Raw genomic sequence first — 19,098 nt, forward strand, 5'->3', positions numbered from 1 at the left:
GCTGAGCTGCGGTGGCCCGCCGTCAGTCGGCCTGGACGACGACCAGCTCGCCGACCTGCTCGCCGATCGCGGTACGCGCCTCCGCCGACAAGCCGAGATCCGTGATCAGCACGTCGGCCGCCTCCAGCGGGGCGATGGTGGCGATGCCGATGGTCTCCCACTTGGTGTGGTCGGCGAGCACCACGAGCCGGCGGGCGGCGCCGATCAGGCAGCGGTTGACCCCCGCCTCCAGCAGGTTGGGTGTGGTGAAGCCGGTCCGTGGGCTGAGCCCGTGCACGCCCAGAAAGAGCAGGTCGACGTTGAGCGCGCTGATCGCCACCTCGGCGACCGGCCCGGTCAGCGCGTCCGACGGGGTACGGATGCCGCCGGTCAGCACCACCGTCTGGTCGGCGCGCGGATTCTGGTAGAGCGCGTCGGCCACCGGGATCGAGTTGGTCACCACGGTCAGCCCTCGTACGTCGGAGAGCAGCGTGGCCAGCGCGGCGGTGGTGGTGCCGGCGGAGAGCGCGATGGCCATCCCCGGCTCCACCATGGTCGCCGCCCGCTCGGCGATGGCCCGCTTCTCCGCCTGCTGGCGGATCGACTTCGCGGCGAAGCCGGGCTCCTCGGCCGACCCCGGCCCGGCCAGCGTCGCGCCGCCGTGCACCTTGTCCACCAGGCCGCGTTCGGCCAGCACCTCCAGGTCGCGCCGGATCGTCATGTCGGACACCCCGAACCGGCTGACGAGCTGGCTCACCCGTACGCCGCCACGCTGGCGGATCAGATCGAGAATGGCGGTCTGCCGCTGCTGGGCGAGCACCTGGGGAACCTCCTTCGCGCCGTGACTGTCACCGGGTCAGGCCGGTCGGTCGCCCCGGTCCTCCCGGACCACGGCCACCTCGCCGGCCGGCACTGTCAGCTCACCGGCACACTCCGTACCGGTCAACAGCTCGGTGCCGGTCACCGCGAGCCGTACCTCGCTCTCAGTGTGGTTGATCGCGAACAGCCAGCTTCGCTCGCCGTCGCGGCGCCGGACCACCTCCACCCCGGTCGGCGCCTGCGCCGCCGGGCGGACACCCGCCTCGTCGACCAGCCGGGCGACCAGCCGGTCGGTGGCCGGCTCGTCCAGCCGGGTGCCGACGTACCAGGCGGCGCCCGCGCCGACCGGGTGCCGGGTCAGCGCCGGCACGCCGGGCAACGGCCCATCGGTGTACGCGGCGAGCACCTCGGCGCCCTCCGGATGCAGCCACTCGGTCCACACGTCGGCCGTGCTGTCGTCGTCCAGCCGCACCTGCTCGCCCTCGCGTAACGGGAAGAACTCCTCGGTCCGTACGCCGAGCAGCTCCCGGAACGCGCCCGGGTAGCCGCCCAGCCGGATGTGGTCATTCTCGTCCACGATGCCGCTGAAGTAGGTGATCGCCGCGGTGCCACCGGCCTCGACGAACCGGCGCAGCGCGTCGACGTCAGCATCGCGGACCAGGTAGAGGGTGGGTGCCAGGACCAGCCGGTAGCCGCTGAGGTCGGCGGACGGGTGGACGATGTCGGCGGTCACGCCGGCCCGCCACAGCGCGCCGTACAGGGCGGTCAGCCGGTCGGCGTAGCGGACGTCCACACTGGGGCGCGAGTCCAGCTCGACACCCCACCACGCCTCCCAGTCGAACAGGATGGCCACCTCGGCGTCGACCCGGCTGCCGCGTACCTCGGCGAGCGCCCTGAGGTCCGCGCCCAGCTGGCAGACCTCCCGGAACACCTTGGTGTCCGGCCCGGTGTGCGGCACCAGCGCGGAGTGGAACTTCTCGGCGCCGGCCCGGGAGGCCCGCCACTGGAAGAACAGCACCCCGTCGGCGCCGCGGGCGACGTGCGCCAGGCTGTTGCGGCGCAGCTGGCCCGGCAGCTTCGCCACGTTGCGCGGCTGCCAATTCACCGCGCTGGTGGAGTGCTCCATCAGCAGCCACGGGTCGCCACCGGCGACGCCGCGGGTGTGGTCGGCGGAGAGCGCCAGCCCGAGGTGCGCCCGCGGGTCGGCGGCGGTGAGGTAGTGGTCGTTGGAGACCAGGTCCACGTCGTCGGCCCAGGAGTGGTAGTCCATGTGCTTGATGCCGGTGCCGATCATGAAGTTGGTGGTGACCGGCTGTCGGACCAGCGTCTTCAACAGCTCGCGCTCGGCCCGCAGCTGGGCCCGCTGCTCGTCGGAGGAGAAGCGCAGGAAGTCCAGCTGCTGGCTGGGGTTGGCGAAGGTCGGCGCGGTGCGCGGCGGGTTGATCTCGGCCCAGTCGCCGTAGCGCTGGCTCCAGAACGCCGTGCCCCAGGCGTCGTTGAGCCGGTCCAGGTCGCCGTAGCGCTCGCGCAGCCAGCCACGGAACGCCTCGGCGCTGACGTCGCAGTAGCAGTGCACGTTGTGGCAGCCCAGCTCGTTGGAGACGTGCCACATCACCACCGCCGGGTGCTCGGCGTACCGGCCGGCGACCGCTCGGACCAGCTTCAGCGACCGCTCGCGGAACACCGGGGAGCTGGGGCAGTACGCCTGCCGCCCGCCCGGCCACAGGATCGCGCCGTCGGCTCGGCGGGGCAGCGTCTCGGGGTGCGCGCGGGCGAGCCACGGCGGCGGGCTGGCGGTGGCGGTGGCCAGGTCGACCTGGACGCCGCCGTCGTGCAACAGGTCCAGCACCCGGTCCAGCCAGCCGAACTCGAACCGGCCCGGAGCGGGCTCCAGCAGGGCCCAGGAGAAGATGCCGACGGAGACCAGGTTGACCCCGGCCCGACGCATCAGCTCGACGTCTTCCGACCAGGTCTGCTCGGGCCACTGCTCGGGGTTGTAGTCGCCGCCGAAATAGATGCCGTCACCCTGCCATCGCCGCATGAGAGCTGAGGGTGCACCCGGCGGACCGCGCAAGTCAACAGGTTCCAACATCGATTTCTTTTCCAACGTTTACCGCGTAACGGCCGTGTCACGACTGGATTATCGGCGGCGAACTGCCCTCTTGACAGCGCTCTCGGGACGGGTAGCTTGAGGCCCCAATGGCCGTTCGTGTTCGCCAATGTGGATTCTCGGGGGATCCCGATGTGTGATCACGACGCCGGATCTGCCTTCACCACCCCTGACGACCCTTGGGCGTAGCACCTCTTCATCCGTAGGAGGCACAGATGTCCCGTCCCCGATCCCAAGCCGAATACCTGGCTCGGCTCGTACCGCCCTCCGTAGCCGGCATCAACCGACGCTCGCTGCTGGCCGGCGCCGCCGGCACGGGCGCGCTGCTCGGCACCGGCCTGCTCGCCGGCTGCGGCGACTCCAACTCCGGCGGGTCCGACTCCAAGGAGGTGTCGCTCGGGTCGAACCAGTCCGACCCGAAGCCGAAGGACGTGGTCGCCAAGGTCGTCGACGGGTTCAAGACCTCGTCCGGCGTCCAGGTCGCGGTGAACACGGTCGACCACAACACGTTCCAGGAGAACATCAACAACTACCTGCAGGGCAAGCCGGACGACGTGTTCACCTGGTTCGCCGGCTACCGGATGCGCTTCTTCGCCGAAAAGGGACTGGCCAGCGACATCAGCGACGTGTGGGGCAAGCTCTCGGGCTACTCCGACGCCTTCAAGAAGGCGTCCACCGGGGACGACGGCAAGCAGTACTTCGTCCCGGCGACGTACTACCCCTGGGCGGTCTTCTACCGCAAGTCGGTCTGGCAGCAGCACGGCTACCAGCAGCCCAAGACCCTCGACGATCTGACCGCCCTCGCCGCGCAGATGAAGAAGGACGGGCTGACCCCGATCGCCTTCGCCGACAAGGACGGCTGGCCGGCGATGGGCACCTTCGACATCCTCAACCTCCGGATCAACGGCTACCAGTTCCACGTCGACCTGATGGCCGGCAAGGAATCCTGGACCTCGGACAAGGTCAAGAAGGTCTTCGATACCTGGGCCGGCCTGCTCCCCCTGCACCAGCCGGACAGCCTCGGCCGTACCTGGCAGGAGGCGGCGCAGTCGCTGCAGCAGAAGAAGAGCGGCATGTACCTGCTCGGTCTCTTCGTCGGCCAGCAGTTCAGCAACGAGGAGCAGAGCGACCTCGACTTCTTCACCTTCCCGGAGATCGACCCGGCGATCGGCGCCAAGGCCCTGGACGCCCCGATCGACGGCTACATGATGGCCCGCAAGCCCAAGAACGAGGACAGCGCCCGGAAGCTGCTGGAGTACTTCGGCGGCAAGGCCGCCGCGGACATCACCGTCAAGAACGACCCGGCCACCCTGGTCGCCAACAGCGGCGCGGACGTCAGCGGCTACACCGCCCTGCAGAAGAAGGCGGCCGAGCTGGTCGGATCGGCCACCGAGATCGCCCAGTTCCTCGACCGGGACACCCGGCCGGACTTCGCCTCCACGGTGATCATCCCGGCGCTCCAGCAGTTCATCAAGAACCCCAAGGACATCGGCGGGCTCACCTCGAGCATCGAGAACCAGAAGAAGTCGATCTTCACCGACTGACGGCGGAAGGGGGAGGACATCGTGTCCGACCTGCCCCTGATCCAAACGGATCGCGCCGTGCCGCCGCCGGCCGCGACCACCTCCACGGGTGGTCGTCGCCGGCGGCTACGGCTCCTGTCCCGCACCGACCGCGTGGTCATCACGCTGATGGTGCTCGTCCCGCTGCTGCTCGTCACGGGTTTCGTCTGGATGCCGGCGGTGGCCACAGTGCTGCTCTCCGGCACCAACTGGGACGGCATCGGCCCACTGAACGAGATCGAGTTCGTCGGCGCGCGCAACTACAGCGACGTGGTGAACATCTACCCGCCGTTCGTGCCGGCGGTCCAGCACAACCTGCTCTGGCTGGCGGCGCTGTTCCTGGTGGCCAGCCCGTTCGGCATGTTCCTGGCCGTCCTGCTCGACAAGGAGTTGCGCGGCAGCCGCTTCTACCAGACCGCTCTCTACCTGCCGGTGGTGCTCTCGCTGGCGCTGATCGGCTTCGTCTGGCAGCTGCTGTACTCCCGCGATCAGGGTCTGATCAACGCCGTGTTCGGCAGCAACGTCGACTGGTACGGCGACTCGAACGTCAACATCTGGGCGGTCATGGTCGCCTCCGGCTGGCGGCACGTCGGCTACATCATGCTGCTCTACCTGGCCGGGCTGAAGGGCGTCGACCCGTCGCTGCGGGAAGCCGCCGCGGTCGACGGCGCCTCGGAGAGCCGGGCGTTCTTCCGGGTGGTGTTCCCGGTCATGCGGCCGATCAACATCATCGTGCTGGTGGTGACGGTGATCGAGTCGCTGCGCGCGTTCGACCTGGTCTGGGTGGTCAACAAGGGCCGCAACGGGTTGGAGCTGATCTCCGCGCTGGTCACCCAGAACGTGGTGGGTGAGGCGAGCCGGATCGGGTTCGGCTCGGCGCTGGCAACCATCATGCTGGTCGTCTCGCTGGTCTTCATCACCATCTACCTGGCGACCGTGATGAGGGAGAACCGGCGATGAGCACCGCGACCGCGACCCGGCGTACCGAAGACGGGGTCGAGGCCCCGTCCCGCCGCAAGCTGACCCCGGCTCGGCTGCTCCTGCACGGCTTCCTTCTCGCCGTCGCGCTGACCTGGCTCTTCCCGATCGCCTGGGCGGTGCTCACGTCGCTGCGTTCCTACGAGTACACCGCCGCCAACGGCTACGTCTCGTTCGGCGGCTGGACCGTCGACAACTACGTCACCGCCTGGCAGACCGCCGAGTTCGGCAAGCACTTCCTCAACTCGGTGTACATCACAGTGCCGGCGGTGCTGCTCACGCTCTTCCTCGCCTCCTGCGTGGCGTTCGTCATCGCCCGGTTCAGCTGGAAGCTCAACCTGGTGCTGCTCGGCATCTTCACCGCGGCCAACCTGCTGCCCCAGCAGGCGCTGCTGATCCCGCTGTTCCGGCTGTTCACCGAGGTGCCGTTGCCGGAGTTCATGAGCGACTCGGAGCTGCTCTACGACAGCTACTGGGGGCTGATCCTGATCAACGTGGCCTTCCAGTGCGGGTTCTGCGTCTTCGTGCTCAGCAACTACATGAAGGCGCTGCCCCGCGACCTGTACGAGGCGGCGATGGTCGACGGGGCAAGCATCTGGCGGCAGTACTGGCAGGTCACCATGCCACTGTGCCGGCCGGCCCTGGCCGCGCTGGCGACCCTGGAGGTGACCTGGATCTACAACGAGTTCTTCTGGGCCACCGTCCTCATGCGCACCGGCGACAAGTTCCCGGTGACCAGCTCGCTCAACAACCTGCGCGGCGAGTTCTTCACCGACAACAACCTGGTCTCGGCGGGCAGCGTGCTCGTCGCGATCCCCACCCTGGTGATCTTCTTTATGCTCCAGCGGCACTTCGTCCGGGGCCTGACCTTGGGAGCCTCCAAAGGATGACCATCCTGCACCTGCGCCGCGCGCGGACCAGCCTGGTGCTCGACGCGCGCGGCCCGGGGCTGCCCCGGGTCGCGCACTGGGGCGGCGACATCGGCGACCTCGACGACGGCCTGCGCCAGCTCGTCGACGCGACCGTGCCGCCGGTGGTACCCAGCAGCTTCGACGAGCCCACCGTGCTCTCCCTGCTGCCGGAGCCGAGCGCCGGCTGGAGCGGCCGGCCGGGGCTGGCCGGGCACCGCGACGGCGCCGGCTGGTCCACCGCGTTCCGCCTGGACGGCCTCGACGTCGACGCCCCCGCCGACGAGGGCTCGGCGCGGGTGACCGTGCGGGCCAGCGACCCGGCCGCACAGCTCTCCCTGACCATCGAGATCGAGGTGGACCCGACCGGGTTGCTGCTGCTGCGCCACCGGCTGCGCAACGACGGCGACGACGCGTACGAGCTGCGGGAGCTGACTCCCGTCCTGCCGGTCCCGGCGGTCGCCACCGAACTGCTCGACCTGACCGGCCGGTGGTGCCGGGAACGGTCCCCGCAGCGGCACTCGTGGCAGCAGGGCAGCTGGGTGCGCGAAGGCCGGCACGGACGCACCGGGCACGACGCCACCCTGCTGCTTGTGGCCGGCACCGCCGGTTTCGGCTTCGGCCACGGCGAGGTCTGGGCGGTGCACACCGCCTGGAGCGGCGACCACGTCACCTTCGCCGAGCGCCGGCCCACCGGCGAGTCGACCCTCGGCGGCGGCGAGCTGCTCGCCCCCGGAGAGGTCCGGCTCGGCCCCGGCGAGTCGTACGCCACTCCCCTGCTCTACGCGGTCTGGTCCGACGACGGGCTGGACGGGCTCAGCGACGTGCTGCACACCCACCTGCGGGCCCGGCCCGGTCACCCACGCTCCCCGCGCCCGGTGACCCTGAACGTGTGGGAAGCGGTCTACTTCGACCACGACCTGGACCGGCTACGGGCGCTGGCCGACCGGGCCGCGCAGATCGGCGTCGAGCGGTTCGTGCTCGACGACGGCTGGTTCCGCGGCCGGCGCGACGACACCGCCGGGCTCGGCGACTGGTTCGTCGACGAGGGCGTCTGGCCGGACGGCCTGCAACCGTTGATCGACCACGTGACCGGCCGGGGTCTGGAGTTCGGCCTCTGGGTGGAGCCGGAGATGGTCAACCCCGACTCCGACCTGTTCCGTGCGCACGCCGACTGGTTGCTGGCCGTGCCGGGCCGGCTGCCGGCGCTCTGGCGCAACCAGCAGGTGCTCGACCTGGGCCGGCCGGAGGCGTACGACTACCTGCTGGACCGGCTCGACAACCTGCTCACCGAGCATCCCGGCATCAGCTACCTCAAGTGGGACCACAACCGGGACCTCACCGAGGCCGGGCACCACGGCCGCCCCGGAGTGCACGGGCAGACCCTGGCGGTCTACCGGCTCCTCGACGAGCTGCGCCGCCGCCACCCCCGGGTGGAGATCGAGAGCTGCGCGTCCGGCGGCGCCCGGGTGGACCTGGGCATCCTCGCGCGCACCGACCGGGTGTGGGCCAGCGACTGCAACGACGCCCTGGAACGGCTCAGCATCCAGCGGTGGACCGGGTTGCTGCTGCCACCGGAGCTGGTCGGCACGCACATCGGCCCGGAACGCTCGCACACCACCAACCGGGTGCACGACCTCGGCTTCCGGGCGGCCACCGCGCTCTTCGGCCACCACGGCATCGAGTGGGACATCGCGTCGATCAGCGCCGCCGAGCAGACCGAGCTGGCCGCCTGGGTCGCGCTGCACAAGCGGCTGCGCCCGCTGCTGCACGCCGGCCGGGTGGTCCGGGTCGACCATCCGGACCCCGCCGTCTGGGCGCACGGCGTGGTCGACCACGACCGCACCGGAGCGGTGTACGCGGTGGCCCGGCTGGCCACCTCGGTGGCGCAGTCCCCGGGCGCCCTCCGGCTGCCCGGCCTCGACCCGGAGCGGCGTTACCGGGTGCGACCGGTGTCGGACGCGCCGGCCCCGGCGACGATCGACCGGGCCGCGCCGGCCTGGCTCGCCGGCGGCGTCACGCTCAGCGGGGCGGCGCTGGCTCGGGTCGGGGTGCAGCTGCCCGCGCTGCACCCGGAGCAGAGCCTGGTCCTGGAGGTCACCGCCGCCGGCTGAAATGATTCGGGAAATCTTCGGCCGGGGTGTCGAGAACGGTGTCGCGTGCTTCTACCTCAGGGTGAGAGCACCGAAGATGGTGCGCAGGCGTGAGGAGCGAAACCATGAAGTACATGCTGCTGATGCAGTTCAGCGCCGCCGGGACCGACTTCCCGTCCATCGACACGTGGACCCCCGCGGAGGTCCAGGCACACATCGCGTTCATGGGCGAGGTCAACGCGAAGCTCGCCGCCGCCGGCGAGTGGGTCGACGGGCAGGGCCTCGGCGGCCCGCAGCAGGCGCGGATCGTCCGCGCCGGCGAGGGCGGGGCGCCGGTGGTCACCGAGGGGCCGTTCGCCGAGACGAAGGAGTTCCTCGCCGGCTTCTGGATCGTCGACTGCGACACCCCGCAGCGGGCGGTGGAGCTGGCCGCGTACATCTCCACCGCGCCCGGCCCCGGTGGGCGGCCGCTGAACATGCCGATCGAGGTGCACCCGGTCATGTCCGCCCCACCTGAGGAGCTGTGAGGGCTGACCACCACCGATCCCCGCATCGAGGACCTGCTGCGCGAGTTGGCGCCGCAGGTCCTCGGTGTGCTCGCCCGCCGGTTCGGTGACTTCGCCACCGCCGAGGACGCGGTGCAGGAGGCCCTGTTGGCCGCCGCCACCCAGTGGCCGGCGGACGGGCTGCCGGCGAACCCGCGCGGCTGGCTGATCCAGGTCGGCTACCGCCGGATGATCGAGCTGGTCCGCGGCGAGCAGGCGCGGCGACGCCGCGAGGACCTGGTCGCCCGCCGGGACCCGGACGACCGGCAACACGCACCCCCGGCGGACGAGGAGCTGACCGCCGAACGGGACGACACCCTGGTCACGCTCTTCCTCTGCTGCCACCCGGCGCTCACGTCCGCGTCGGCCGTCGCGCTGACCCTGCGCGCCGTCGGTGGGCTGAGCACCGCCGAGATCGCCCGCGCGTTCCTCGTGCCCGAGGCGACCATGGCCCAACGGATCAGCCGGGCCAAGCAGCGCATCCGCTCCTCCGGACTGCCGTTCCGGATGCCGGAGCCCGCGGAGCGGGCCGACCGGCTGGCCGCCGTGCGGCAGGTGCTCTACCTGATCTTCACGGAGGGGCACACGAGCACCGCCGGCCCGGACCTGCGCCGGGTCGACCTGGCCGTGGAGGCGATTCGGCTGACCCGTGCGCTGCACATGCTGCTGCCCGGCGACAGCGAGTCGGCCGGCCTGTTGGCGTTGATGCTGCTCACCGAGGCGCGCAGCCCGGCGCGGACAGGGCCGTCCGGTGAGCTGATCCCGCTGACCGACCAGGACCGCGCCCGCTGGGACGCGGCGGCGATCGCCGAGGGCGTCGCGCTGATCACCCAGGCGCTGCCGCGCGGGCCGGTCGGCCCGTACCAGGTACAGGCCGCCATCGCGGCGCTGCACGACGAGGCGCCGAGCGCCGAAGCGACCGACTGGCCACAGGTCCTGGCGCTCTACGGGGTGCTGGACCAGCTCGCCGGCAGCCCGGTGGTGGCGCTCAACCGGGCCGTGGCGACCGCCATGGTGCACGGGCCGGCAGCCGGTCTGGCCGCTCTCGACGCGCTGGCCGACGACCCGCAGTTGGCCGGGCACCACCGGCTTCCCGCCGCCCGCGCGCACCTGCACGAGATGGCCGGCGACCGGGCCCGGGCGATCGCCGACTACCGGGCCGCCGCCGGGCGGACGAGCAGCCTGCCCGAGCAGCGTTACCTCATGATGCGGGCGGCGCGGCTCGCCGCCGAACCCGGCCCGACCGCCGCCTCGACATCGGCACCTGGCCGTGCCCAGCGGGGCGAAGGCTGACGGCGCTACCGGTCCGGACCGGGGTCGGAACGGTTGCTGCGAAGCTCGACTGAGGATCGGGATCGGAAACGGTTGCTGGGGAGCTCGATCCGGGAGCCACTTCGGACCGGGACCGGCGCGAGGGCTCGCACCCGTCGCGGACCGCGAGATCCCGCGAAAGGGCGGCGCTAGCCTGACCATCGACGACCCACGAGCGCTAAGGACTGAGGACCGCATGGCGTACGTGCTGCTGGGGATCGCCATCGCCGCCGAGGTGCTGGCGACCAGTCTGCTCAAGACCACCGCCGGGTTCACCCGGCTGGGGCCGACGGTGGCCTGCCTCGGCGGTTACCTGCTGGCGTTCATCCTGCTGGCCCAGGCCGTGAAGGAGATCCCGGTGGGTGTCGCGTACGCCCTCTGGTCCGGCCTGGGCACCGCGACCATCGTGGCGATCGGCGCGGTTTTCCTCGATGAGCCGGTCGGGTTGGCCAAGCTCGCCGGCATCGCGCTGATCATCACGGGGGTGGTCATCGTGAACCTGGCCGGCGAGCACTGACCACGACCGGCACGTGGCCGAGCCCGGTGCGGGCCCGGCCACCTGCCTCTCGGTCAGCTCGCGGCGCAGCTCACCGCCGGCCTGGCGTTGCTGCCGTTCCAGCCGCCGATGAAGCCGAAGCTGGTGCTGGCACCGGCGGCCAGCCGGCCGTTGTAGTCCACGTTGCGCGCGGTCACCGCGGCGCCGCTGCTGGTCAGCGTCACGTTCCAGGACTGGCTGACGCTCTGGCCGTTGGCGAAGGTCCACCGGACGGTCCACCCGGTGATCGCGGTGGCGCCGGCGGTCACCCGTACCTCGCCCTGGAAGCCGCCCTGCCACTGGTTGGTGACCGTGTACGTCGCCGTGCAGCCACCGGCGGGCGGAGGCGTGGTGGGCGGCGGAGTCGTCGGCGGTGGCGTGGTCGGCGGCGGTGTGGTGGGCGGCGGAGTGCCGCCGAAGACGCTGGCCTCCCGGGCGGTCTGCCGGATGCCGTTGGCGCCGTTGAAGAGCCGTTGACCCCAACTGGTCAGGTTGGCCGGGTTGAAGGCGGTGGCCAGGTCGAGATATTCCACGCCGCCGCCGTTGCCGCTCCACGACCAGCCCAGCCAGCCGATTCCGTTTGCCTGGCTGTAGGCGAGGATGGTGTCCTCGTCCGGGTCGCCGTCGGAGTGGTTGAAGCCGAACTCACCGACCACGATGGGCAGGCCGGCCGCCCGGAAGCGACCCAGGTAGTCGGTGATCTCCGCGGCGGTGTCGAAGACCCCGTACATGTGGATGGAGAAGACGGTGTTGCGGGCCGGGTCGGCGGCGAAGACCGAGGCGGCGTTGTCGCGCATGGTGAACGACCAGTCCTGCCCCCAGTTCGGCGCGTCCACCATGATCGTGTGGGTCAGACCGCCGGCGCGCAGCCGGCCGATCGCGTTGGCGTTGTCGGTGGCCCAGGAGGCGTAGTTCTGGTTGCCGTACGGCTCGTTGCCGATGTTGACGATGACGTACTTCTCCTGGCCGGCGAGGACGTCGGCGAGACTGAGCCAGTAGTCGACGGCCCGGGCGAGGGTGATCGCCCCGCTCTGCTCGCCGTAGCCGGTGGTGTCGTGCACCTCCAGCACACAGATCAGCCGGTTGGCCTTGCACAGCGAGATGACGTTGGCGACGTCGGCGTTGGTGTTGCGGGTCCACCGGTCGCCGCTGGAGAGCACGACCCGGACGGTGTTCGCGCCGAGCGCCTTCACGTCGGCGAACGAGCTGGTCTGCTGTGGATACCAGGTGTGCGCGTGGTTGACCCCGCGCATGATGAATTCGGTGCCGTTGGCGTCGTACAGCTTGCCGCCCGCGACGGTGAAACCGGCCGCGGCCTGCGCCGGTTGGCCGAACGCCAGCACGGCGACGAGCAGCGTGAGCAGCGCCGCGCCGGCGGCGGAGAGTCGAGTCTTCATGGCCTTCCTCAGGGAGGACCCCCGATGCCCGACAGGGGTGGGACGTGACAGGGGGAAGGCGGCTGCAGCCCGACAGCCGCCGCCCGGATCCCGGCGGCGCACGCATCAGCGTAGGGCGATGGATCGATGGGCGCAACCGGTTCAGTGACCGGGTCGCGGGTGGCGGACAGCCGTGACGGCCCACGCGGACGCGGGCCGTCACGGGGCGGTCATCCCCACCACAGGATGTGCGCCACACCGTCGCTCTTAACCGGTTAAGAGCGACGGTAGGCAGGTCGCGGTCATCCGTCAAGCGTCATCCGCTCGAACCGGACGCGAGGGTTGACGGCTGCTGACCTGGGTATCCCGGGACGATCCGTCGGCGGGAAGGGGAAACCAGAATGGTCAGCGTCGGCTACACCCTGATGTGCGAGCAGGCCGGTCCGAAGCAGCTGGTCGACCATGCGGTACGGGCCGAGGCGGCGGGCTTCGACCAGCTGGTGATCTCCGATCACTACTACCCCTGGCTGGACGCCCAGGGCCACTCCCCGTACGCCTGGTCGGTGCTCGGCGCGGTCGCCCACGCCACCTCCCGGGCCGAGCTGATGTCCTTCGTGACCTGCCCGATCCGCCGCTACCACCCCGCCGTGGTCGCGCAGAAGGCCAGCACCATCGGAGCGCTCTCGGACGGCCGGTTCACCCTCGGCCTCGGCGCCGGCGAGAACCTCAACGAACACGTGGTCGGCGGTTGGCCGCACGTGCAGCAGCGGCACGAGATGTTCGAGGAGGCCCTCCAGATCATCCGGCCGCTGCTCAACGGCGAGTCGCTGACGTTCTCCGGCAACCACTTCGACGTGCCCGACGCCTACGTCTGGGACCGGCCGGACCAGCCGGTGCCGATGGCCGTCGCCGCCTCCGGCCGACAGTCCGCCACCCTGGCCGCCGAGTACGCCAACGGCATCATCGCCACCGAGCCCGACCGGCACATCATCGAGATGTACGACGACGCAGGCGGCGCCGGCCAGCCGCGCTACGGGCAGGTGGCCATCTGCTACGGCCCGGACGAGGCCGAGTGCCGCAAGATCGTGCACGACCAGTTCCGCTGGTTCGGGCTGGGTTGGAAGGTCAACGCGGAGCTGCCCGGCCCGGACTCCTTCGCCGCCGCCACCCAGTTCGTCCGCGAGGAGGACGTCGCCGAGGGCATCCCCTGCGGGCCGGACGTGGACGCGCACGTCGAGGCGTTCCGGAAGTTCGTCGACGCCGGCTTCACCCACGTGGCGTTCGTTCAGGTCGGCGGGGAGACCCAGCCGATGTTCCTCGACTGGGCGCAGGAGCAGTTGCTGCCGCGCCTGCGCTCACTGTGAGGCTCACTCCCGCCGGGCGGTTCAGCCTGGGCGAGTTGCGGCTCGCGCTGGCCGCGCCCCGGCCGGCCGGCGGGCTCACCAGCGAGTGGCGGACGGTCGACGGGCTGCGGACGCACACCCGGCGCGGCACCGATCCCGGGACCGGAGCGCCACCGGTCGTGCTGGTGCACGGCCTGGCGGTCTCGCACCGCTATCTCACCCCGCTGGCCGTCGCGCTCGCCGCCACCCATCCGGTGTACGTGCCGGACCTGCCCGGCTTCGGACTGACCGAGCACCCCCGGGGCGCGTACGACGTGCGCGAGCACGCCGACCACCTGGCCGCCTGGCTGGCCGCGTACCGACTGCCGCCGGTCTGCCTGCTCGGGCACTCGTTCGGCGCCGAGGTCGTGGCCGCGCTCGCCGCGGCGCACCCGGACCTGGTCCGCGCGGTGGTCCTGGCCGGGCCGACCAGCGACCCGGACGCCCGGTCCCGGCGAGGTCAGTTCGGCCGGTGGCTGGTGGACACCCTGCGCGAGGCGCCGTTGCAGGCGCCGATCCTGGCCCGCGACGTCTGGGACGCCCGGCCCTGGCGGGTGGTCGCGACCCTGTCGCACTCGGTCCGCAACGCCATCGAGGCGGACCTGGTCCGGGTCGCCGCGCCCACGCTGGTGGTCACCGGCGGACGGGACCCGGTGGTGCCGGCGGCCTGGCGGGACCAGGTGGCCCGGCTGGTCCCCGACGCCCGCCCGGTGGCCGTGCCCGGCGCCGCCCACAACGTCGCCACCACCGCCCCGGCGGCGGTCGCCGACGCCGTTCGCCATCTCCTCGCTACCGCTCCCACTTCCGCACTCCTGGACAGGTGAAACCCCATGCGCTTCGGCAACACGGAGATCCGCCCGCTCGGCGGTGGCCTCGGCTGCCTCCTGATGATTCTCTTCTCGATCGTGGCCTCGGTCGTGCTGACCGTCCTGCTCAACCTGGTCCTCTGACCCCGCCCGCCCGTGCGCCCCGGTCGGAGGGCGCACGGGCCCGGCTCAGGCCGGGTCGAGGTCCAGCTCGGCGACGACCGGGTAGTGGTCGGAGGCGGTCTCGGCGCCCCCGTCGCGGACCACCCGGACGGAACGGGTCCGCTCGGCCACCGCTGGAGTGCCGAACAGATAGTCCAGCCGCATCCCCGCGAACTCCGCCCCACCGAACCGGGTGGGCACGGTGAGGCCGTCGCCCTCCGGCGCGCCGGCGGCGCAGGCGAGCCAGAGGTCGACCAGGCCGGCGGCCAGCAGCCGGGCGACCGCACGGGTGTCCACGCTGTCGCTGCCCCGGCGCAGGTGGCGCCGCCGGTAGAGGGCGGGCATCCCGGCCAGGCGCGCGGTGTGGTCGACGGTCGGGTCGAGCGAGTTGAGGTCACCGGTGACCAGCATCAGCGGGCCCTGGGCGCGTCGCACCGCGGCTGCCAGCCAGTCGACCTCCATCCGACGCCGCCCCCCGGAGTACGGATGGAGGTGGGTGCCGAGCACGGTCAGCGGGCCGGCCGAGGTGGCCACCACGACACGGGCGGCGGCGTGGTGGAACGGCCGACGCAGCGCCCCCGCGGTGTCGACCCGCAGCGGCGGCCGGACCAGCACCGCCACCGGCTGCCCGAAGCAGGACCGGGCCAGGTGCGGCGTCATCCCCACCCGATCCGCGACCTCGGCCATGAGTCCACCGCGGTCGAAGCCGCGCAGCTCCTGAAGGGCCAGCACGTCCGGCGCCTGCGCGGTGATGACCCGGACCACCTGGCTCAGCCGGTCGGGGCCGCCCCGGTCCCGGCCGCCGGTGCGGATGTTCCAGGTCATCACTCGCAGCACGGCGGCTCTCAGTCGGCCCGGCCGGCCCGGGCCAGCTCGTCGTCGAGGGTATCCACGTCCTCCGACTCGATGGCCGGCTGATTGCCTTCCTTCAGGTCGGCGTTCGGCCGGACGACCAGGTAGAGCAGCCCGATCCAGAGCGCGGAGAGCAGGATCGCGCCCATGAAGTCGGTCGGGTGGTGCATCCCCCGGTACATCCGGGAGGTCGCCACCCCCACCGGCATGATCACCGCCAGCGCCACGAAGACCCAGCGCCACCAGCGGTCGGTACGCGGCAGCACGATGACGGTGATCGCCAGCCAGACGCAGATGGTCGCCGCGATGTGCCCGGACGGGAAGGAGGAGGTGGGCATCGGACCGTCCAGGTTCTCCACCGGCGGGCGCGGCCGGTCGACCGCCCGGGCGGAGGCGAGGAAGAGGGTCAGCTCGCCGACCATCGCCAGCGCCACGAAGAGCACCGGCCGCCACCGTCGCCACACCGCCAGCACCAGCGGGCAGAACACCAGCGAGATCAGCAGGATGGCGTGCGTGTCGCCGAACTTGCTCCACCACCAGCTCACGTCGGTCAGCACCTCGGTGTGCCGCTCGGCGAACCAGCGCGGCACCTCCGTGTCGAGGGTGTCGAAGAAGGTGCCCTTGGCGTGGTAGCTGACGTACATGCCGAAGGCGTACAGCGCACCGAAGACCAGCACCCAGCCGACCAGCAGCTCGGCCACCGCCGAACGGGGGTGGGCCAGCAGGTGCTCCTCGTCGGGGGCGGGGGCGATGTCGTGCCCGGCCTCCGGTTCCAGGCCCTCGGTCAGCGGCGGCACCGGGCGGCCCCGCTCGCGCCGCCACAGCCGGAACGCGTACGCGGTGACGCCCAACCAGGCGGCGCCGAGCAGCCAGCCGGCCAGCACGTCGGAGACGAAGTGCACGCCGAGCGCGATCCGGGTCAGCCCGACCAGCGCCACCAGCACGGCGACCCCGGCGATCGCCGGCTTACGCCAGCGTGGCGCCATCGCCGGCAGGAACACCAGCAGCAACGCCCCGTACGCGACGAACGAGCCGAGCGCGTGCCCGCTCGGGAAGCTGTTGCCCGGCGCGCTGGCGATCGGCACGTCCACCACCGGGCGGAGCCGACCGACCAGCGTCTTCAGGGACGGGTCGAGGATCAGGCCGCCCACCCCGGTGATGATCAGATAGACGGCCAGCCGTGGCTGCCGCCGGATCAGCAGTCCGACCACGGCGATGGTGACCAGCCAGATGAGGATCGGCCGGCCGCCCAGGTCGGTCACCGCCTGGAGCACCGTGACCAGCGCGTGGTGCGGGGCGACGAGACCGTTGAACCACTCGGCGACGGCGTGGTCGGCGTCCTGCAACGGGCTCCACCGCACCCGGACGAGCAACAACAGCAGCCCGAACGCCACCCCGGCGCCGGTGACGGCCGCCAGACCGGCGATGCTCCGCTCGGCGAAATGCCCGATCGGACGCCGCGCCACCTCTTTGACCGCGGTCACCCCGCACCTCCCTTGTCTACTGGCGAGGCGCTTTACCCGATCGGCGCCGCGCGTACACGCGGGTGGCCGGCGGGGTCGGTCAGAGGGCCGTCATGTCCCCGGTGTCGTGGAGCTCGACGCGGTCGGCCTCGGGCTCCCACAGATCCGGTTGGGCCGGCTCCCGCACGCCGATGCGCAGCGCCTCCAGCTGGGCGGCGAAGGCCAGCCCACCGAAGAGCGCCATGCCGGTGAGGTTGGCCCAGAGCAGCAACGCCATCATCCCGGTCAGCGCGCCGTAGGTCTGCCCGAAGCCGTCGCTGAACCGCACGTACGCGGCGAGCAGCAGGCTGGCCAGCCACCACAGCGCGGTCGCGATGCCGGCGCCGAAGAGCAGCCAGGACAGGCCGGGTTGCCTGCGGCGCGGCGCGTGCCGGAACAGCACCGCCACGGCGAGCACGGTCAGCGCGAGGCTCAGCGGGAAGCGGACCACGGTCCAGATGCTCCCGGCGACGTCGCCCCACTCGTAGTGCTCGCGCACCGAGTCGCCCACCGCGCCGCCGCCGACCAGGATCAGGAAGCCGGCGAGCGCGGGCAGGCCGGCGGTGACCGCCAGCACGGCGGCGCGGACGTACTTCCACAGCGCCGGGCGGTCCCGCTCCACGCCGTAGATCCGGTTGGCGCCCCGTTCGATCTGGGCCATCGTGGTGGTCAGCGCGACCAACCCGGTGAGCAGACCGAGGGTGAGCGCCAACTCGCCGGCGTCCTCGACGCGTTCGCCCTCGCCGAGCAGCTCGGCCACCATCTGCTCGCTCTGGCCGGGGGTCAGCGCCAGCACGGTGTCGGCGACCACCCGGCCACCCTCCTCGACGCCCAGCTCGCTGATCAGGCCGGTGAGGGCGATCAGGAACGGCACCACGGCCAGGCAGAGTTGCAGCGCGAAGGCCCGGGAGTGGCTGAACCCGTCGCCGTAGCGGAACCGGATGAAGGCGTCCCGCAGCAGGTGCCAGCCGCCCTGGCGGCGCAGGGTGTGCCAGGCGTCGTCGGCGGACAGCTCGTCGTCGGCCATCAGCCGGGTCTCCGGCACGATCCGGGTGCTACTCACGGCGCGCTTCCTCGATCAGCTGCTCGCCTCGCTCCCCGGCGCTCTGCGCGTCGACGGCCAGGTCGGGGGCTTCCTCGGGCTGTGGCACGCAGAGCCAGAGCGCCTGGGGCCGGACCTCGGCCCGCAGCTGCCGGCTGGGAGCGATGAGGTCGCCGTCCAGCTCCCGGGGCTGGGCCCGGTTGCTGGTGACCACGACGCGACGGCCCCGGAACACCTCCATCTGCGGCACCCGGCCGTTGCGCCGGATCACCGCCCAGCCGAGCGCGAGCCAGTGCCGCAGGTTTCGCGGGGTGAGCACGGCGACGTCGAGCCAGCCGTCGTCCGGCTCGGCCTCGGTGAGCAGCCGTACGCCGCCTTGGAGCCGGCCGACGTTGGCGATCAGCACCGAGCGGGCCCGACGGCGTACCGGCGGCCGGTCGTCGATGCGGATCTGCACCCGCATCGGCCGGTCCCGCAGGTGCCGTGCGGCGCCCACCACGTACGCCGGCCAGCCGATGCGGGCCTTGGTGGTCTCGGAGGTGGCGGCGAGCATCTGGGCGTCGAAGCCCATGCCGGCCATCACGGTGAAGTACCGGTCCTCGACGGCGCCGACATCGAGCAGCCGCCGGCCGCGATCGACGGCGACCTGGAGCCCGGCCGCCAGGTCGGTGGAGAGACCCAGGTTGGCGGCGAGCAGGTTGCCGGTGCCCTGGGGCAGCACGGCCAACGCCACGTCCGTGCCGACCAGAGCACTGACGCAGGACATCACGGTGCCGTCGCCGCCGCAGGCGAAGACCAGGTCGACGCCGGCCTTGACGGCCTGCTCGGTCTGGCCCCGGCCGGGGTCGTCGACGGTGGTCTCGTACCACTGCGGCTCGGGCCAGCCGGCGGCGGTCAGGGCGTCGTTCACGGTGCGGCGCAGGTCGTCGAGATCGGCGACCTTCACCGGGTTGACCACCACGGCGGAGCGCAGCCCGCCGTCGCCGCCCGAGGGTCGCCTGTCCTGTCCAGGATCCACGGCGCCAGTGTGCAGCACCGGGGCGGCTTCAGCGAGCCCGCGAGCGGCCGGCGTCGGAAGTGCCACAGACAGGTTTCAACGCGCCCGCCGCCGTTCCGCCCGCCGCTGTCAGGCTGTG

Annotated in this window: 16 protein-coding genes; 9 read left to right on the top strand and 7 right to left on the bottom strand. The window is 71.8% G+C overall.

Going from position 1 to position 19,098, the window contains the following annotated elements:
- Window positions 1-22: 22 nt before the first annotated feature.
- Together EAD98_RS27940 and EAD98_RS27945 are read right to left on the bottom strand one after the other, a co-directional pair.
- Complete coding sequence (locus EAD98_RS27940; protein WP_121656943.1) at window positions 23-799, bottom strand: DeoR/GlpR family DNA-binding transcription regulator; 777 nt, start codon at window positions 797-799, stop codon at window positions 23-25.
- A 36-nt stretch (window positions 800-835) separates the two neighbouring features.
- Complete coding sequence (locus EAD98_RS27945; protein WP_121656944.1) at window positions 836-2,839, bottom strand: beta-galactosidase; 2,004 nt, start codon at window positions 2,837-2,839, stop codon at window positions 836-838.
- 284 nt (window positions 2,840-3,123) lie between these two features.
- On the opposite strand from EAD98_RS27945, the gene EAD98_RS27950 reads away from it, so the two are divergent.
- From EAD98_RS27950 to EAD98_RS27980, 7 genes are all read left to right on the top strand, one after another.
- Window positions 3,124-4,452 carry an ABC transporter substrate-binding protein gene (locus EAD98_RS27950; protein ID WP_121656945.1) on the top strand — a complete coding sequence of 443 codons (1,329 nt, stop codon included), beginning with the start codon at window positions 3,124-3,126 and terminating at the stop codon, window positions 4,450-4,452.
- A 21-nt stretch (window positions 4,453-4,473) separates the two neighbouring features.
- A complete protein-coding gene (locus EAD98_RS27955; protein WP_121656946.1) occupies window positions 4,474-5,430 on the top strand; it encodes a carbohydrate ABC transporter permease in 957 nt (318 codons plus the stop codon).
- A complete protein-coding gene (locus EAD98_RS27960) occupies window positions 5,427-6,338 on the top strand; it encodes a carbohydrate ABC transporter permease (protein WP_121656947.1) in 912 nt (303 codons plus the stop codon). Before EAD98_RS27955 ends, EAD98_RS27960 begins: the two co-directional genes overlap by 4 nt.
- Window positions 6,335-8,470: an alpha-galactosidase gene (locus EAD98_RS27965; RefSeq protein ID WP_121656948.1), complete on the top strand. Its 2,136-nt coding sequence runs from the start codon at window positions 6,335-6,337 to the stop codon at window positions 8,468-8,470. Before EAD98_RS27960 ends, EAD98_RS27965 begins: the two co-directional genes overlap by 4 nt.
- A 104-nt stretch (window positions 8,471-8,574) precedes the next feature.
- The gene (locus tag EAD98_RS27970) at window positions 8,575-8,976 is read left to right on the top strand and encodes a YciI family protein (RefSeq protein ID WP_121656949.1); all 402 of its coding nucleotides are present in this window, start codon (window positions 8,575-8,577) and stop codon (window positions 8,974-8,976) included.
- Window positions 8,977-9,000: 24 nt separating this feature from the next.
- Window positions 9,001-10,287: an RNA polymerase sigma factor gene (locus EAD98_RS27975; RefSeq protein ID WP_199723588.1), complete on the top strand. Its 1,287-nt coding sequence runs from the start codon at window positions 9,001-9,003 to the stop codon at window positions 10,285-10,287.
- A 214-nt stretch (window positions 10,288-10,501) separates the two neighbouring features.
- Window positions 10,502-10,822 (top strand): multidrug efflux SMR transporter, encoded by a 321-nt coding sequence (locus tag EAD98_RS27980; RefSeq protein WP_121656951.1) that lies wholly within the window; start codon window positions 10,502-10,504, stop codon window positions 10,820-10,822.
- Window positions 10,823-10,875: 53 nt separating this feature from the next.
- On the opposite strand, the gene EAD98_RS27985 is transcribed toward EAD98_RS27980, so the two are convergent.
- Window positions 10,876-12,237 carry a cellulase family glycosylhydrolase gene (locus EAD98_RS27985; RefSeq protein ID WP_121656952.1) on the bottom strand — a complete coding sequence of 454 codons (1,362 nt, stop codon included), beginning with the start codon at window positions 12,235-12,237 and terminating at the stop codon, window positions 10,876-10,878.
- Window positions 12,238-12,617: 380 nt separating this feature from the next.
- Here EAD98_RS27985 and EAD98_RS27990 point away from each other — a divergent pair, with 380 nt between their 5' ends.
- Both EAD98_RS27990 and EAD98_RS27995 read left to right on the top strand, forming a co-directional pair.
- Entirely contained in the window at window positions 12,618-13,580 is a 963-nt protein-coding gene (locus EAD98_RS27990) for a TIGR03557 family F420-dependent LLM class oxidoreductase (protein ID WP_121656953.1), read from the top strand.
- The gene (locus EAD98_RS27995) at window positions 13,577-14,422 is read left to right on the top strand and encodes an alpha/beta fold hydrolase (RefSeq protein ID WP_121656954.1); all 846 of its coding nucleotides are present in this window, start codon (window positions 13,577-13,579) and stop codon (window positions 14,420-14,422) included. The genes EAD98_RS27990 and EAD98_RS27995 overlap by 4 nt, the downstream gene beginning before the upstream one ends.
- Before the next feature lie 171 nt (window positions 14,423-14,593).
- Here EAD98_RS27995 and EAD98_RS28000 read toward each other — a convergent pair whose 3' ends face one another.
- The 4 genes from EAD98_RS28000 to EAD98_RS28015 all read right to left on the bottom strand — a co-directional run bounded on the left by EAD98_RS28000 (window position 14,594) and on the right by EAD98_RS28015 (window position 18,980).
- Window positions 14,594-15,403 (bottom strand): endonuclease/exonuclease/phosphatase family protein, encoded by an 810-nt coding sequence (locus EAD98_RS28000; protein WP_121656955.1) that lies wholly within the window; start codon window positions 15,401-15,403, stop codon window positions 14,594-14,596.
- Between the two features lie 8 nt (window positions 15,404-15,411).
- On the bottom strand, window positions 15,412-16,902 hold the full coding sequence (locus tag EAD98_RS28005) for a phosphatase PAP2 family protein (protein ID WP_121656956.1): 1,491 nt from the start codon (window positions 16,900-16,902) through the stop codon (window positions 15,412-15,414).
- Between the two features lie 79 nt (window positions 16,903-16,981).
- A complete protein-coding gene (locus EAD98_RS28010) occupies window positions 16,982-17,983 on the bottom strand; it encodes a YihY/virulence factor BrkB family protein (protein ID WP_121656957.1) in 1,002 nt (333 codons plus the stop codon).
- On the bottom strand, window positions 17,976-18,980 hold the full coding sequence (locus tag EAD98_RS28015) for a diacylglycerol kinase family protein (RefSeq protein ID WP_121656999.1): 1,005 nt from the start codon (window positions 18,978-18,980) through the stop codon (window positions 17,976-17,978). Before EAD98_RS28015 ends, EAD98_RS28010 begins: the two co-directional genes overlap by 8 nt.
- Window positions 18,981-19,098 lie beyond the last annotated feature (118 nt).

This window comes from Micromonospora sp. CV4 (assembly GCF_003667455.1).
Lineage (GTDB): Bacteria > Actinomycetota > Actinomycetes > Mycobacteriales > Micromonosporaceae > Micromonospora.

Excerpts from the sequence above, each read along its gene's own strand:
- EAD98_RS27980 (WP_121656951.1), top strand. The coding sequence starts at position 10,502 with ATGGCGTACGTGCTGCTGGGGATCGCCATCGCCGCCGAGGTGCTGGCG.
- EAD98_RS27945 (WP_121656944.1), bottom strand. The coding sequence starts at position 2,839 with ATGCGGCGATGGCAGGGTGACGGCATCTATTTCGGCGGCGACTACAAC.
- EAD98_RS27960 (WP_121656947.1), top strand. The coding sequence starts at position 5,427 with ATGAGCACCGCGACCGCGACCCGGCGTACCGAAGACGGGGTCGAGGCC.
- EAD98_RS27990 (WP_121656953.1), top strand. The coding sequence starts at position 12,618 with ATGGTCAGCGTCGGCTACACCCTGATGTGCGAGCAGGCCGGTCCGAAG.
- EAD98_RS27950 (WP_121656945.1), top strand. The coding sequence starts at position 3,124 with ATGTCCCGTCCCCGATCCCAAGCCGAATACCTGGCTCGGCTCGTACCG.
- EAD98_RS27965 (WP_121656948.1), top strand. The coding sequence starts at position 6,335 with ATGACCATCCTGCACCTGCGCCGCGCGCGGACCAGCCTGGTGCTCGAC.
- EAD98_RS27970 (WP_121656949.1), top strand. The coding sequence starts at position 8,575 with ATGAAGTACATGCTGCTGATGCAGTTCAGCGCCGCCGGGACCGACTTC.
- EAD98_RS27985 (WP_121656952.1), bottom strand. The coding sequence starts at position 12,237 with ATGAAGACTCGACTCTCCGCCGCCGGCGCGGCGCTGCTCACGCTGCTC.